This window comes from Pseudomonas sp. ANT_H12B (assembly GCF_008369325.1).
GTDB lineage: Bacteria > Pseudomonadota > Gammaproteobacteria > Pseudomonadales > Pseudomonadaceae > Aquipseudomonas.
The window spans coordinates 36,214-51,131 of record NZ_VOBI01000014.1; the positions used below are offsets into that span (position 1 = coordinate 36,214).

At 58.3% G+C, this 14,918-nt stretch carries 13 protein-coding genes; 6 read left to right on the plus strand and 7 right to left on the minus strand.

Going from position 1 to position 14,918, the window contains the following annotated elements:
- Positions 1-11 precede the first annotated feature (11 nt).
- From alg8 to yaaA, 3 genes are all read right to left on the minus strand, one after another.
- The gene (gene alg8, locus FQ185_RS20570; protein ID WP_371926654.1) at positions 12-1,493 is read right to left on the minus strand and encodes a mannuronan synthase; all 1,482 of its coding nucleotides are present in this window, start codon (positions 1,491-1,493) and stop codon (positions 12-14) included.
- 122 nt (positions 1,494-1,615) lie between these two features.
- Positions 1,616-2,932, minus strand: coding sequence for a nucleotide sugar dehydrogenase (locus FQ185_RS20575; protein ID WP_149419015.1), 1,317 nt, complete (start codon positions 2,930-2,932; stop codon positions 1,616-1,618).
- A gap of 806 nt (positions 2,933-3,738) precedes the next feature.
- Positions 3,739-4,518, minus strand: coding sequence for a peroxide stress protein YaaA (yaaA, locus tag FQ185_RS20580; protein ID WP_149419016.1), 780 nt, complete (start codon positions 4,516-4,518; stop codon positions 3,739-3,741).
- Positions 4,519-4,788: 270 nt separating this feature from the next.
- Between yaaA and FQ185_RS20585 the strand changes: the two genes are divergently transcribed.
- From FQ185_RS20585 to FQ185_RS20610, 6 genes are all read left to right on the plus strand, one after another.
- A complete protein-coding gene (locus tag FQ185_RS20585; RefSeq protein ID WP_149419017.1) occupies positions 4,789-5,913 on the plus strand; it encodes a polysaccharide deacetylase family protein in 1,125 nt (374 codons plus the stop codon).
- A gap of 337 nt (positions 5,914-6,250) precedes the next feature.
- Positions 6,251-7,645, plus strand: a complete 1,395-nt coding sequence (locus FQ185_RS20590; protein WP_149419018.1) for a PhoH family protein — start codon at positions 6,251-6,253, stop codon at positions 7,643-7,645.
- Positions 7,646-7,877: 232 nt separating this feature from the next.
- The gene (gene moaC / locus FQ185_RS20595; protein ID WP_149419019.1) at positions 7,878-8,351 is read left to right on the plus strand and encodes a cyclic pyranopterin monophosphate synthase MoaC; all 474 of its coding nucleotides are present in this window, start codon (positions 7,878-7,880) and stop codon (positions 8,349-8,351) included.
- Positions 8,348-8,590, plus strand: coding sequence for a MoaD family protein (locus tag FQ185_RS20600; protein WP_149419020.1), 243 nt, complete (start codon positions 8,348-8,350; stop codon positions 8,588-8,590). Before moaC ends, FQ185_RS20600 begins: the two co-directional genes overlap by 4 nt.
- 3 nt (positions 8,591-8,593) lie before the next feature.
- Positions 8,594-9,046, plus strand: coding sequence for a molybdopterin synthase catalytic subunit MoaE (moaE, locus tag FQ185_RS20605; protein WP_149419021.1), 453 nt, complete (start codon positions 8,594-8,596; stop codon positions 9,044-9,046).
- Between the two features lie 306 nt (positions 9,047-9,352).
- Positions 9,353-10,129, plus strand: coding sequence for an ABC transporter substrate-binding protein (locus tag FQ185_RS20610; protein ID WP_149419022.1), 777 nt, complete (start codon positions 9,353-9,355; stop codon positions 10,127-10,129).
- A 133-nt stretch (positions 10,130-10,262) separates the two neighbouring features.
- Here the strand turns inward: FQ185_RS20610 and FQ185_RS20615 are convergent, their stop codons facing one another.
- From FQ185_RS20615 to rhlB, 4 genes are all read right to left on the minus strand, one after another.
- The gene (locus FQ185_RS20615) at positions 10,263-10,889 is read right to left on the minus strand and encodes a transcriptional regulator (RefSeq protein ID WP_149419023.1); all 627 of its coding nucleotides are present in this window, start codon (positions 10,887-10,889) and stop codon (positions 10,263-10,265) included.
- A 91-nt stretch (positions 10,890-10,980) separates the two neighbouring features.
- Positions 10,981-12,108, minus strand: a complete 1,128-nt coding sequence (locus tag FQ185_RS20620) for an FAD-binding oxidoreductase (RefSeq protein WP_149419024.1) — start codon at positions 12,106-12,108, stop codon at positions 10,981-10,983.
- 145 nt (positions 12,109-12,253) lie between these two features.
- The gene (locus FQ185_RS20625; protein WP_178113570.1) at positions 12,254-13,201 is read right to left on the minus strand and encodes an ornithine cyclodeaminase family protein; all 948 of its coding nucleotides are present in this window, start codon (positions 13,199-13,201) and stop codon (positions 12,254-12,256) included.
- Positions 13,202-13,339: 138 nt separating this feature from the next.
- The gene (rhlB, locus tag FQ185_RS20630) at positions 13,340-14,827 is read right to left on the minus strand and encodes an ATP-dependent RNA helicase RhlB (RefSeq protein ID WP_149419026.1); all 1,488 of its coding nucleotides are present in this window, start codon (positions 14,825-14,827) and stop codon (positions 13,340-13,342) included.
- Positions 14,828-14,918 lie beyond the last annotated feature (91 nt).

Sequence of the window (14,918 nt, forward strand, 5' to 3'; positions counted from 1 at the left end):
GGCGAGTTCGGTCAGACCATCATCAGCAGCACGGCAACAAAGATGCTGCCGGCGGAGAAGGTCATGGTCCGAGACGACCAAGTGTTGAACCAACCTTGAAAGCTGGCGAGATCACGGGTCAGGGAAGTGGGCTGGCGACTCCAGGACTGTCGGTCGAGGCGGAAGAACACGTAGATCTTCACCAGCGCGCCGACGATCTGGTTGTAATAGAGAATCGCCGGGTAGGCCGGGCCGATCGTGTGACCAGACAAAGACAGCAGCACGGTCAAGATCAAGCGGGTAATGCCGATCCACAGCAGGTAAACCAGGATGAACGCGGCGCCATATTTGAAGGTGGCGATGAGCGCGACGGTCAGGCCCAGCAGCGACGTCCACATCGACACACGCTGGTCGAACAGCACCACCGAAGTGAACAGGCCGAGACGTTTCATCCCCAGGCCCAAGGCGCGGGAGTTCTGCCGCAGGTTGTTGCCGTACCAGCGGAACATCAGTTTGCGACTGGCCTTGATGAAGCTTTTTTCCGGCGGGTGTTCCACGGTGTGAATGGCGGCGTCCGGCACATAAAACGTGTCGTAGCCCAGGCGCATCAAGCTGAACCAGCTCGACTTGTCGTCACCGGTGAGGAACTTGAAGCGACCCAGGCGCCAGTGTTGCAGCGAGTCGCTTTCCACGTCGGCGATGAATTCCGGGTTGGTCACCACGGTGGCGCGGAATACCGACATCCGCCCGGTCATGGTCAGCACGCGCTTGGACAGGGCCATCGAGCACATGTTGATGTGGCGTTGGGCGAATCGCAGTTTGTGCCACTCGCTCATGATGTAACCGCCGCGCACTTCACAGAACTCGTTGGTGGTCAGGCCGCCGACATTGCCGAACAGCTGGAACCACGGCACGGTCTTGAGCACAACGCCTTCGGCGAGCACGGTGTCGCCATCGATCACTGCAACCACTGCGCGGTCGTCCGGCAGGTGGCGGGAGATGGCGCGGAAACCGTAGGCCAGGCCATCGCGCTTGCCAGTGCCGGGAATGCGCACGAAGTCGAGCTTGACGCGAGCCGGTGGGTTCATTCGGGCCCAAAGGCTTTTCACCAGCTTCTCATCGGACATTTCCACGATGGAGCAGACCATGGTGGTCGGCAGGCCGCAGTCGATCGCTTCGCGGATCACCGAGGCGTAGACCTGGGCGGTGGTCAGCGCGTCGATACGAAAACTGGTGACCATCAGAAACACATGGGACGGGTCTGCCGCTTTACCCAGCTTGCGCACTTTGCGCCGCAGGTGCGGGTAGACCACGTACAGAAACAGCATGCCGCGCAGAAAGTGCGTAGCACCCATCGAGTAGCGCCAGATACCGACGATACCGATCAGGAGGATGAAGTCCTTCGACTCGGAGTCGAACGTGGACGAAGGCAACGCCATGGCGATGCCCATCAATAAACTTAGGTAAAACAGCCAACCGGCGACCTGAAGTAGGCCGTGCTTTAGCCTGTGCATAATCTGCATCCGTCTCTATCTCGGGCGAGCCTGTGGGGTGGCCCGATGGGGTTAAGGCAGGCGAAAAAGCCGGGAGGGTTTGCAGGCGATATGAGCGCCGCAAACCCTCCCGATGCCGCTTGTTACCAGCAGATGCCTTCAGTCCGGCCACTTACGCTCGTGGCTTGGGACATGAAGCCGACCAGGTCGATCACTTGCTTGCCGTGTGGAGCTTGTTGCGCCAGGGCGCGGAACTTCTCGTCACGGTTGCCAAGGATGATCACGTCGGAGTTGTTGATCACGTCGTCGAAATCAGCGTTGAGCAAGGACGAGACGTGAGGGATCTTCGACTCGATGTATTCCTTGTTCGCACCGTGAACACGGGCGTACTCGACGTTGGTGTCGTAGATGCTCAGGTCGAAGCCCTTGCCGATCAGCATTTCCGCCAGATCAACCAGCGGGCTTTCGCGCAGGTCGTCAGTACCGGCCTTGAAGCTCAGGCCCAGCAGGGCGACTTTGCGTTTGCCGTGGCTGGAGACGATGTCGAAGGCGTTCTGCACCTGGGATTCGTTACTGCGCATCAGCGAGTTCAGCAACGGAGCTTCCACGTCCAGGGAACCGGCGCGGTAGGTCAGGGCACGAACGTCTTTGGGCAGGCAGGAGCCGCCGAACGCGAAACCAGGGCGCATGTAGTACTGCGACAGGTTCAGCGTCTTGTCCTGGCAGACCACTTCCATCACTTCGCGACCATCGACGCCGACAGCCTTGGCGATATTGCCGATCTCGTTGGCGAAGGTCACCTTGGTGGCGTGCCATACGTTGCAGGTGTACTTGATCATCTCGGCGACAGCGATGTCCTTGCGGATGATCGGTGCGTCGAGTTCTTCGTACAGCGATTGCAGAACGTCGCCCGAAGCCTTGTCGAACTCGCCGATGACGGTCATCGGTGGCAGGTCGTAGTCGGCGATCGCAGTGCTTTCACGCAGGAACTCAGGGTTCACCGCTACACCGAAATCAACACCGGCTTTCTTGCCGGAGCAGTCTTCGAGGATCGGGATGACAACGTTTGCGACAGTGCCTGGCAGTACGGTGCTACGAACCACGATGGTGTGACGAGTGGTCTTGTCACGCAGGACAAAACCGATCTCGCGGCACACGGCTTCGATGTAGTTCAGTTCCAGGTCGCCGTTCTTTTTGCTCGGCGTACCGACGCAGATCATCGACAGGTCGGTGTCGCGAATCGCTTCGGCGAAGTTGGTCGTGCCGCGCAGTTTGCCCGTCTCGATACCCTTCTGCAGAAGTTCGCCCAGGCCCGGTTCAACGATCGGCGATTTGCCGGCGTTGATCATATCGATCTTGTCTTTGGCGACATCGACGCCAACGACGTCATGGCCCCGTGCAGACAGGCAACCGGCACATACTGCACCGACGTAACCCAAACCAAATATGCTGATGCGCATCGCATTTACCTCTGTATTTATCAAGCCATTACATGGCCGGAGTTAATGGTGTTCAGCGTCATAGTGCACTCGCAAGTGCGGCTAACAGGCGCCGCAGTGCCGTGTACAGGCATACGTAAGTTCTGAGTGTCTAAATAAGTGCACTCAAGAGGTGCAAGTAGGCCTTATTGTTATGACTTGCCCTGTTATGCAGCCGATCTTCTAATCAGAAGACATTCGTGCAAAGGTCTTGCGCGCCCAATGCCAGGCGATAAGCCCGTAAATCAAGCGGTTGGGTGCTCAGGTGAGCACGTTTATAGGGGCGCAGCCTTGGCCTTATAGGGGATATTTATGAGGCGTATCTCCTGTCCTTCATGTGTTGCCCAAATAAGGGATTAGTAAGCGGAAGTTAATGTGACAACTTTGCTACATGAATCTCTTCTCTGCGTAAGTTATCTCGTACAAGCTCCGAGAAAATGGTTACCGGTGGTATGAGCGACGCATCTGGACATAGTTCCAGTCCGCCCATCGCGAATTCTGAAATTTCTTGAAATATTAGGAAAGATGGCACTGCTTTCATACTGATAGCACTTACCGTTTGGCCCTTTATATATAGGCTAATAATCGAATCAGATAGTTTTGTGCCACTACTGATAAAAAATTTCAGTGCCACTACTGAAAAAAATCATCAAAGTCGAGTGAAACAAAAGTTAGAAAATAGAGTGCTTGAATTTTGGCGCCAATAAAGCGGCGAATGAAGCGGGGGATTGTTCGACGATCGGACGTCGGCGCACGACGAATTTTTGCGGTGTGCGCCGAGCTTTTGCTTACTCTGGCGGGTGATCGCGCAGGAACACTAAATTGTCCGGTTTAGACTGCTCGGCGCTGTAGCGATAGCCTTGTACATCGAACTGTTTGAGGGCTGCCGGGTCATTGACGCGCTCTTCAATGACAAAACGACTCATCATGCCGCGGGCCTTTTTCGCGTAAAAGCTGATGATCTTGTACTGGCCGTTCTTCAGATCCTTGAATTCGGTATTGATGATGCGCGCATTCAGGGCGTTGCGTTTGACCGCCGAGAAGTACTCGTTGGAGGCCAGGTTCAGCAGCACGTCATCGCCTTGATCGGCCAGGGCTTCGTTCAGCCATTCGCTGATTCGTGTGCCCCAGAAGGCATACAGGTCCTTGCCACGGGCATTGGCCAGTTTGGTGCCCATCTCCAGCCGATACGGCATCATCAAGTCCAGCGGGCGCAGCAGGCCGTACAGGCCGGACAACATGCGCAAGTGCTCTTGGGCGTAATCGAAATCGGCTTCGCTGAAGGTTTGCGCATTCAACCCGGTATACACGTCGCCCTTGAACGCCAGCAGTGCCTGTTTGGCGTTGGCCGGAGTGAACGCCGGCGTCCAGCTGCCGAAACGCGCGGCGTTGAGCCCGCCGATCTTGTCGGAGACGTGCATCAACTCGCTGATTTGCGCAGGGGTCAGGTCGCGCAGCTGCATGATCAACTCTTGGGAATGATCGAGGTATTGCGGCTGGGTGAAGCGCTGGGTCGACGGCGGTGTTTCGTAATCGAGGGTCTTGGCGGGGGAAATCACCATCAGCATGAAGTCGTCTCCTTTAATCGTGGGGGCGATTCTAGGGGGTTGTCCGTATTGACTCCAGCTATCGTCGCGATAGGCGCCAGACGGTGATCGTTACCACGCTCTGCGTTTGATCGTTCCCACGCTCCGCGTGGGAATGCCTCCCCGGACGCTTCGCGTCCGCTTCGGCGGTGACGCGGAGCGTCACTGGCTGCATTCCCACGCAGAGCGTGGGAACGATCAGGTAGCGGGATCAGCTATAGTGCGCGCGGGTTTTGTTATGGAGACATCCCATTGCGTATCGTTTTTCTATTCTCGGTCTGGCTGTTGAGCTTCGGTGCCCTGGCGGCGCCGGGTGATGTGGCGACGCTTGATCGCAGCACCTGGCCGGAACAGCTCAACAGCCCGACCCTGTTCGACGTCGCGTCGCGGGCCGAGATCCTGATGTTCGCCCGTGTTCTGCTGGCCAGCGAATCCCTGGATGAGGTGAGCCTGGCCCAGCGTCTGGGTCTGCGCACGATCAATCTGGAATCGATCAACAACCTGCGCCAGCGCATGTGGCAACGCCTCCTGACCAACTACAACTTCGCCCAGCAGAGCTGCGATCAGGATGCCTCCTTCTGTTATCTGGTCGAGGACATGGACACCCTGCGCCAACAAGCGGCCAAGTTTCAGGTCAGCGATGACAGCTACTACATAAAGTGGGCCGAGCCGAGCCGGCTATTCCATGCCCAGTACCTGGACGAGCAATTGCGCAAGGCGGCGCTGTTTCCGCAAACCAGCAGCGAAGTCGATCGTTTTGGCGACTATGAGCGCAACGGCGACGAGATGCATGACCGGCTGTTTCTGCTGACCTTCGACAGTGCCGCCAATGCCGCGCCGGACAACTCGGCCTGGGTCTCGGAATACCTGCGCAAGTCGAACATGAGCGGTACGTTCTTCGTGCTTGGCAAGGACGTCCAGGCGCGTCTGACGGAGCGTTCGGTGGCCAGCCTGCAAGCGACTTACTCAAAGCAGTGCATCGGCGTGCAAGGCTGGGAGTTCCGCTCCCACAGCCACTGGCAGGACTGGCAGGACTCGGTGCGACGCAGCGTCGAACTGGTTAAAAGCAAATTACCGGAGAACTACGTGCCGCTGTTTCGTCCGCCCGATGGCCAACGTCGCTCCGATGCCGAAGGCTTCTTCAAGGCTCAGGGTTTGCAAGTGGCATTGTGGGACATCGATGCCCAGGATGGTGCCGGCAAGCTAAAGGGCAATCAGAGCGCGCAACGGGTGTTGACCCTGATGCTGTTGTGGCGGCATGGGGTGATCAATTTCAACGTTAAGCAGGAGGCCGTGAAAACGGCGATGCCTTGGCTCATTACACAAACGGCGCCAAGCGGGATCGGTTGGGAAGACTGTCAGGATGCGTTTCGCTGAGAATGACGAAAGCCCGTAAACATTGGGCAGAGGGCGATTTTGGAAGAGAATTCGGTGCAGGCGGACTTCCGACTTTAACGGCACATTGCCTGCACGCCAAGGGCTATTCGTCACTCTGAAAAATAAACTTCAAAAAAACGTCAAAGTACTTTTTTCTGTCATGGGTTTTGGAGTATTACGAAGACAGACCGCCGAAACCTGCAACACAGGTGGCGTCTCCCAAGACCCAACTTGTTCGCAGTTCACTTGAGTCCCAACAGGTGAAATTCGGTGGCCACTTCGAGGCGCAGCACTGTCACGGTATTGCGTCGACTGGCTCCCACAAAGGTGACCGAGTATGGATGATCACGGACGTAGTTCTTCCTCCAACCAGCCAATCCTTTATGTACTCGATACCAACGTATTGATTCACGATCCAAACGCCCTGCTTAACTTCGAAGAACACCACGTCGCGATCCCGATGACCGTGCTTGAAGAGCTGGACAAGCTCAAGAGCGGGCATCACAGCGTGGCTGCAGAATGCCGTCAGGCGATTCGCCTGATCGACAAGACCCTGGGCGATGCCAGTCCTGAAGACGTCGAACTCGGTGTGCCGATCCAGCGTGGCAAAAGCGGACCCAAGGGTTTGCTGTCAATTCTGATGAGCAAGCGAGCCGAACCGAACATCATTCTGCCCGAGCATCTGAACGACAACATCATCATCAACCAGTTGATCGACCTGCACGCGCGCGATGCAACGCTGCCGGTGGTGCTGGTCACCAAAGACATCAACATGCGCCTCAAGGCCCGCGCCTGCGGGATCGCGGCCGAGGATTACAGCACCGACCAACTGGTTGACGACGTGTCGTTGCTGCCTAATGGTTATCACAACATGGACGGCTCCTTCTGGGACCGTGTGAGGAATGTCGATACCCGTCAGGACCACGGACGCACCTGGCACCAGGTTCAGCTGATCGACAACCTGCCGGCGGTACACGTCAACGAGTTCATCATCGATGAACAGGGCTTTGTCGGCTGGATCAAGGAGATCGATGAAGACAAGCTGCTGATTCTCGACCTGCATCAGGAACCCCTGTTGCACCAGGAAGCCTGGGGCCTGAAACCGCGTGACATCTATCAGAGCCTGGCGCTGTACGCCTTGCTTGATCCGGATATACACCTGGTCAACCTGACCGGGGCAGCAGGTTCCGGTAAAACCATCCTCGCACTGGCGGCGGCGATCGAGCAGACCATGGTCAGCAAACGCTACCGGCGCATCATCGCGACGCGTAGCGTGCAGGGCCTGGACCAGGAGATCGGTTTCCTGCCCGGCACCGAAGCAGAAAAAATGGAGCCTTGGCTGGGCGCCATCACCGACAACCTCGAAGCCTTGCACATGGATGACGAAAACACCCATGGCAGTGTCGATTACATCCTCAGCAAAGTGCCGTTGCAGTTCAAATCCCTCAACTACATTCGAGGCCGCAGCTTCCAGCAGAGTCTGATCCTGATCGATGAATGCCAGAACCTCACGCCGCACCAGATGAAAACCATCATCACCCGTGCCGGCGCCGGTTCCAAAGTGGTGTGCCTGGGTAACCTGGCGCAAATCGACACCCCTTACCTGTCCGCGACCAGTTCCGGCCTGACGTACCTGACAGAACGCTTCAAGGATTTCCCCAACGGTGTGCACATCACCCTGCAAGGGGTGCCACGTTCGATTCTGGCCGAATACGCCGAATCGCATTTGTAACCTTCACCAAAAACCGGGCGGCCGCAAAGTCGCCCGGTTTTTTATGCCTGAATGATTTCCGGTGGGAGCGTGGCTTGCCCGCGATGGCATCATCGCCGTAATCCTGTTAAACCGTAGCGCCTGCATCGCGGGCAAGCCACGCTCCCACAGAGGTTGTGGTGATCCCATAATCAAAGCTGCGGATAATTGACCCACAGGTTTACAATCGACACTCCTGATCAGGAGTAACCCCGTGCTGACTCATCTCGATTCCCAAGGTCGCGCCAATATGGTCGACGTCACCGAAAAAGACGTGACATTCCGTGAGGCGACGGCCCAAGCGCTAGTGCGCATGCTGCCCGAAACCCTGCAGATGATCGTCAGCGGCGGTCACCCCAAGGGTGATGTGTTCGCCGTGGCGCGTATCGCCGGCATTCAGGCGGCGAAGAAAACCAGCGATCTGATTCCTCTGTGTCATCCGCTGCTGCTCACCGGTGTCAAGGTCGAGCTCAGTGCCGAAGGCGACGACACCGTGCGCATCGTCGCGCGCTGCAAGTTGTCCGGGCAGACCGGCGTCGAGATGGAAGCGCTGACTGCGGCCAGTGTCGCGGCGCTGACCATCTATGACATGTGCAAGGCCGTTGACCGTGGCATGACCATCGAAAGCGTGCGATTGCTGGAGAAGCTCGGCGGCAAGAGCGGCCATTTCCAGGCGGATCAGCCATGAACGTCACCGTGAAGTTTTTTGCCCGTTACCGTGAAGCGCTCGGCGTGGATTCGGTGAAGGTTGAAGGCGACTTCGCCACCATCGACGATGTGCGTGCACTGTTGGCCCAGCGCGATGGCGCCGATGTGCTGACCGAGCAGAACCTGATGTGCGCTCGCAATGAAGACCTCTGCCAGCTCGATGAACCGGTGAGCGACGGCGATGAAGTGGCGTTTTTTCCGACCGTGACCGGAGGCTGATCCATGGCGATTCGTGTGCAAGCCACGCCGTTTGATCCGGGAGCTGAAGTCAACGCCATGCACGCCGCCAATGTCGGCGTTGGTGCGGTGGTGAGTTTTGTCGGCTACGTGCGCGACTTCAATGACGGGCTGGATGTAGCCGGGATGTTTCTCGAGCACTATCCGGGCATGACCGAAAAAGCCCTCGGCAAGATCGCGACAGAGGCCGAACAGCGCTGGCCGCTGCTCAAGCTTGAAGTGCTGCATCGCATCGGCGCCCTGGAGCCGGGTGAGCCGATCGTCTTCGTCGGCGCCGCCAGCGCTCACCGTCAGGCGGCGTTCGACGCCTGCGCCTTTGTCATGGACTACCTGAAAACCCGTGCACCGTTTTGGAAAAAAGAAAACACCAATGACGGGGCGCACTGGGTTGAAGGGCGGGATAGCGATCATGCGGCGGCGGATCGCTGGAAGCAGTAATTCCTGCAGTGTTCTTGAGTAAGTCTTCGCGGGCAAGCCCGCTCCCACAGGTTGATCTCATGTACACAAATACTGTGTACGACATAGATCGTTGTGGGAGCGGGCTTGCCCGCGATGGCGTCACCCGCCGCAGCAAAAATCCTGCTGCCTCACCACCCGACCATCGGCCCGGCACAACCCCGTTTGCCCGATTGACGATCTATACATAAAAGTCCAGTATGGAATTATAAGTACAAAAAAGGCGTTCCCCGTTTCTGCTCTGTCTTCTGTCTTGCCAAACCAACAACAACCCGCGAGAGAATGAACATGAAGAAATTCCCCCTCATCACTGGTCTGGCCTTGAGCCTGTTGGCGTGCAGCACTCTGTTCGCCGCCGATAAACCCCTGCGCATCGGCATCGAAGCGGCTTATCCACCGTTCGCCTCCAAAACCGACAAAGGCGAGATCGTCGGTTTCGACTACGACATCGGCAATGCTCTGTGCGCGCAGATGAAGGTCAAGTGTGTGTGGGTCGAAGGTGAGTTCGACGGTCTGATTCCTTCCCTTAAAGTGAAGAAAATCGACATGGCGCTGTCGTCCATGACCATCAATGAAGACCGTAAGAAGTCGGTGGACTTCACCCACAAGTACTATTTCACCTCATCGCGTCTGGTGATGAAGGATGGAGCGGTAGTGGATGACCAGTACGCCAGCCTCAAGGGCAAGACTATTGGCGTGCAGCGCGCAACCACCACCGACCGTTACGCCACCGAGGTTTTCGAACCGAAGGGCATCAACGTCAAACGCTACGGCAACAACGAAGAAATCTACATGGATCTGGCAGCCGGTCGCCTCGATGCGATTTTTGCTGACACCATTCCATTGAGTGACTTCCTGTCGATGCCTCGTGGCAAGGGTTACGCCTTTGTCGGGCCGGAGCTCAAGGACCCGAAATACGTGGGCGAGGGCGCCGGGATTGCGGTGCGCAAGGGCAACACCGAGTTGGTCAGCGAATTGAACACGGCCATTGATGGCATTCGCGCCAGTGGTGAGTACCAGAAGATTTCAGACAAGTATTTCAAGTCTGATATTTACGGCGATTGATTAACCGCCATCGCGGGCAAGCCCGCTCCCACAGGGATCTACGTTGAACACAGAATTTGTGTTTTATGCAGATCCCTTGTGGGGGCGGGCTTATTCGCGAAGGGGCCCGATCAAACAACACACCTCTCAGGTCCTAGCCCTTCAATTCCTTCAAATGCTTGTAAACAGTTGCCCGTCCCATGTTCAGCACATTGGCCACATAGTTGGAGGCGCTTTTGCCCTTGAAGGCGCCTTCGGCGTGCAGGGCCAGCACCAGTTCGCGTTTGTGATCGCGGGTCAGCACGTTCAGGCTCAGCTGACGCTCGCGCAGCCAGGCATGCAGAAAGGTGTTGATCCGTTCCTGCCAGTCATCGCGAAACAGTGAATCCGGTTGCGGGATCAGCTTGCTCGGCGACAGGAACAAATCCAGCGCGGCCTTGGCATTCTCGAACAGTGAAATATTCAGATTGATGCACAGCACGGCCAGCGGATGACCTTCGCTGTCGCGCAGCACGCTGCTCAGGCTGCGAATCTTCTGGCCATCCCAATTGAGTTTTTCGTACGGCCCGATGTTTCGTTCGCTGACATCCTCGCTGAGCATGTCCTCCAGCGCGGCGTCATCGCCGATTTCCCGTTTGGACAGGTTGTTGGCGATGTAATCGATCTTTTGCGTGCGCAGATCGTGCAGCACCACCTCGGCGTGGGGGAAGAATAACGTGGCGATCGCGTCGGCAATTGCTCGGTAGTTGTCCAGGGCCGGGTCTTTTTCAGGTGCATTCATAAAAGTGGAGCTCCAGGCAACGTCAGCGCCCCATAAAAAGGGCGCTGGAAGTTTGCCGCAATCGTGTCGACACGTCACCTGAGGACGAAGATCAGCCCAGGCGAGCGGGGGAGAGCATCGCGGCGTTCAGACCGAAACGCGCGAGCTGCTCGGGCAACGCTTCACCGCGTGCCAGTGCGGCGCTGGCCTGGCCCATGGCTGGCGAGGTCTGGATGCCGTAGCCGCCTTGGGCCGCGACCCAGAACAACCCTGGCACTTGCTGATCGAAGCCGGACAGCAAATCGCCGTCGTGCACGAAGCTGCGCAAACCGGCCCAGGTTCGGGTCGGACGGCGGATGGTCAGCGTGGTGGCTTCTTCGATCTGGTAGATGCCCATCGCGATGTCCAGTTCTTCGGGCTGCACATCGTGCGGTTCCACCGGGTCGGCGTTGGCCGGCGAGCCAAGGAACATCCCGGCGTCGGGTTTCATGTAGAAGGATTCGTCGAGGCTGACCAGCATCGGCCAATGGTGGATGTCCACGCCTTCCGGGCCGGCGAAGATGAACGCCGCGCGCCGTTTCGGTTGCAGGCCCAGCGGTTTGGCTCCGGCCAGTTCGCCGATTTTGTCGGCCCATGCACCTGCGGCATTGATGATAATCGGCGCGCTGAAGGTCTGAGTGTTGGTTTGAACGTGCCACAGGCCTTCGGCATCGCGGGTCAGGCTCAGGACTTCGCTGTCGGTATGGACCTCACTCTTATTGCGTCGGATGCCGCGCAGATAGCCCTGGTGCAAGGCATCGGTATCGATATCACTGGCGGTGGGGTCGTAGATCGCGCCATGGACTTTTTCCCGGCGCAAAATCGGCAGGCGCGCACACGCTTCGTCGGCGTTGAGCAGTTGCATCTCTGGCACCGTGGTTTTGGCGCTCAGGTATTGGTTGTTCAGCTCGGCCGGGTCGCCGGTGAAGTCCACGGTCATCTCGCCGCGCGGGGTCAGCAGCGGGTGTTCGCAGAAACCGCTCGGCGGCGCGTCGAAGAAATCGCGACTGGCCTGGGTCAGCGCCCGAACTTGAGGCGTGCCATAGGCTGCGGTGTACAGCGCGGCTGAACGTCCGGTGGAGTGATAGGCCGGATGGGATTCGCGCTCGAGCACGATCACCCGGGCGTGCTGCGACAGCCAGAAACCGGTGGAAGCGCCGGCAATCCCGCCGCCGATGATGATGAAATCTGCCTGGCTCATGAACGTCTCCTGGAGGGGCGCAAAATGCCATTGATATAGAAGAACCCTGTGGGGGCCGGGCTTGCCCGCGATTGCATCACCGCGGTGTGCCTGACAGAGCGCGGCGCCTGAATCGCGGGCAAGTCCGCTCCCACAGGGTCAGGTGTTAACGCTGTAGTTGGTAGAGGGCATTGGCCAGCGCGATGTCTTCCAGGCCCAGACCGATCGAGCGGAAGAACACATGACGGTCGTACTCTGGGCGTTGCACTTTCTCGCTGAGCAGGTCGGGCAGGTCGCCGATAATCAAGCGCTTGTCCCAGCCATGTTGTTCACCGGCAATCAGCATTTCGCCGGCCGAGCCCGGGGTCGTCAAACGATAGTCGCAGAAGACCTGCATGTCATTGAGGCTCCGGGGCGGCACTTCGTGGGCACGCGGGGCGTTGGTGCTGATCGAGGTGATCAGCGCCGGTTTGCTCAGGCTCGACGGGTCGATCACAGGTCCCGCGGACGAGGTGCAGAGCATGATCACATCGGCGTCCTGCATGGCCGCTTCGCGACTGTCGACGATGCTCAGGCGTGGATCGAGGCTTTTGAGCGGTGCCAATTCTTCGGGATTCTTGTCGCTCAGGCTCGGCGAGTAGAGGCTGATGCTCTGCCATTCGCGCAAACCTTTCACGTAGTGCAAGTGCGCCTGGGCTACTTTGCCACTGCCGATAATTGCCAGACGTCGCGCATTCAATGGGGCGAGGGCATCGACCGCCACGGCTGTGGTCGCCGCCGTACGTGCCGTGGTCAGTTCACCGGCATCACAGAGCAACAGCGGCTGGCCGGTCTGCATCGACATCAACAGCGTCCACGCCGTCACCAACGGGCCTTGCTCGCGCACGATGTAAGGCGAAGTCTTGACCCCATAGACGCCATCTTCGGCCAGTACACCCAGGTAGTTGATGAAGTCGCCAGCGCCTTGCGGGAACTCCACCAGTTGCTGTGCCGGTTGCACCGCTTGCCCGGCGGCCAGGTCGCGGAACAGTTTGCGCAGGATTTGCGGCACGTCGACCTGTGCCAGCAGTTCGCGGGCCTGGGGTTGGGTGATCACGTAAGGCGTACTGGACATGGTCGGCTCCGGGAGTGGCAAGTAAACTAATTTGTCCATTATGGACTTTTAGTTGTGTCGGGCAAGCGCCTGTTGAAAAACCGGACGAAAAAAAAGCGCAGTCCGTTTCCGGCTGCGCCTCTTTTATTGCGACTCGCGTTACGTACGCTTGCGCTCAACCGCCCGCAGTAGATGCGTCGGTGGTGTTTCACAGCTGATCTTGCGACCCAGCAGCGCCTCGATGGACGGTAGCTGGTAGGAGTCGTCTTCACCGGCAAAACTGATGGACACGCCATCCGCGCCGGCACGACCGGTACGACCGATGCGGTGCACATAGTCGTCCGGGACTTCCGGCAGGGTGAAGTTGATCACGTGGCTGATGCCGTCGATGTGGATGCCGCGACCGGCAACATCGGTGGCCACCAGCACGCGGATCTTGCCTTCGCGGAAACCTTCCAGGGTCTTGATACGCTTGTGCTGCGGCACATCGCCAGACAATTGCGCCGCGTTGACGCCATCGCGTACCAGGCGTTCTTCGATGCGCCGCACCTCGTCCTTGCGGTTGGCGAACACCATCACCCGCTCCCAACCGTTGTCGTTGACCAGGTTGTAGAGCAGTTTGTATTTGTCGGCACCGGCGACGGCATAGATGTGCTGCTCGACGTTTTCGCTGGCCACGTTCTGCGACTCGATCTCGACGATCGACGGGTCGGTGGTCCATTGCTTGGCCAGGTTCATCACGTCTTCGGTGAAGGTCGCGGAGAACAGCAGCGTCTGACGCTCGTTCTTCGGCGGCGTCTGGCGAATGATCTGACGCACTTGTGGGATGAAACCCATGTCGAGCATCCGGTCGGCTTCGTCCAGGACCATGACTTCGACCATGTCCAGGTGCACGTCGCCGCGCTGGTTGAAGTCCAGCAGACGGCCCGGTGTGGCCACGAGGATGTCGCAGTGACGGGCTTCGAGGTGTTTGAGCTGCTTGTCGAAGTCCATGCCGCCGACAAACGTCATGACGTTGAGGCCGGTGTATTTGGTCAGGTCGGCTGCGTCCTTGGCAATCTGCACCACCAGTTCACGGGTCGGTGCAATGATCAGCGCCCGCGGCTCGCCCATGTAACGCTCTTTCGGCGGTGGGGTTTCCAGCAGTTGGGTGATGATCGAGATCAGGAACGCTGCGGTTTTGCCGGTGCCGGTCTGGGCGCGGCCAATGGCATCTTTGCCGGCCAGGGTGAAGCCGAGGACTTGTGCCTGGATCGGCGTGCAATACGGGAAGCCCAGGTCCTGGATGGCGTGCATCAGTTCAGGGGCGAGTTTGAAATCGTGGAAGCGGGTTTTGCCTTCAAGGGGTTCGACGGCGAAGTCTTCGAGTTTCCAAGGGATAACCGGTGCCTTTGGCTTCGGTTCGCGACGCGGTCTTGCTGGTTTCACAGCTTCGCTGCGCGGTTGTTCAGAGGCCTGAGCCTCAACGGGTTGGACGGCCGGGGTGGGCATCGGCTCGTGCTTCGGTACCGCTACGGTTGCGGTCCGGCCAGACTGATTACCGTCGGTGCGGTGGCTGGGGATGTGAGACGGAGCGCTGGAGACTGGCGCGAGCTGTTCAGTCTCGCTTTTACCGAACATTTTCTTGAGTGCTTTGAGCACGGTCATCTCATCAGTTGATTAAGGAATATACGCCGGCCAGTGTAATGCAAGAATCGGGCGCGGCGTAGTGGGATGATCAATGGGCTGTTTTTCACAT

What these genes read in the sequence shown, in the direction of transcription:
- alg8 (WP_371926654.1), bottom strand. Translation starts at nt 1,493, where the DNA reads ATGCACAGGCTAAAGCACGGCCTACTTCAGGTCGCCGGTTGGCTGTTT.
- FQ185_RS20575 (WP_149419015.1), bottom strand. Translation starts at nt 2,932, where the DNA reads ATGCGCATCAGCATATTTGGTTTGGGTTACGTCGGTGCAGTATGTGCC.
- yaaA (WP_149419016.1), bottom strand. Translation starts at nt 4,518, where the DNA reads ATGCTGATGGTGATTTCCCCCGCCAAGACCCTCGATTACGAAACACCG.
- FQ185_RS20590 (WP_149419018.1), top strand. Translation starts at nt 6,251, where the DNA reads ATGGATGATCACGGACGTAGTTCTTCCTCCAACCAGCCAATCCTTTAT.
- FQ185_RS20600 (WP_149419020.1), top strand. Translation starts at nt 8,348, where the DNA reads ATGAACGTCACCGTGAAGTTTTTTGCCCGTTACCGTGAAGCGCTCGGC.
- moaE (WP_149419021.1), top strand. Translation starts at nt 8,594, where the DNA reads ATGGCGATTCGTGTGCAAGCCACGCCGTTTGATCCGGGAGCTGAAGTC.
- FQ185_RS20610 (WP_149419022.1), top strand. Translation starts at nt 9,353, where the DNA reads ATGAAGAAATTCCCCCTCATCACTGGTCTGGCCTTGAGCCTGTTGGCG.
- FQ185_RS20615 (WP_149419023.1), bottom strand. Translation starts at nt 10,889, where the DNA reads ATGAATGCACCTGAAAAAGACCCGGCCCTGGACAACTACCGAGCAATT.
- FQ185_RS20620 (WP_149419024.1), bottom strand. Translation starts at nt 12,108, where the DNA reads ATGAGCCAGGCAGATTTCATCATCATCGGCGGCGGGATTGCCGGCGCT.
- FQ185_RS20625 (WP_178113570.1), bottom strand. Translation starts at nt 13,201, where the DNA reads ATGTCCAGTACGCCTTACGTGATCACCCAACCCCAGGCCCGCGAACTG.
- rhlB (WP_149419026.1), bottom strand. Translation starts at nt 14,827, where the DNA reads ATGACCGTGCTCAAAGCACTCAAGAAAATGTTCGGTAAAAGCGAGACT.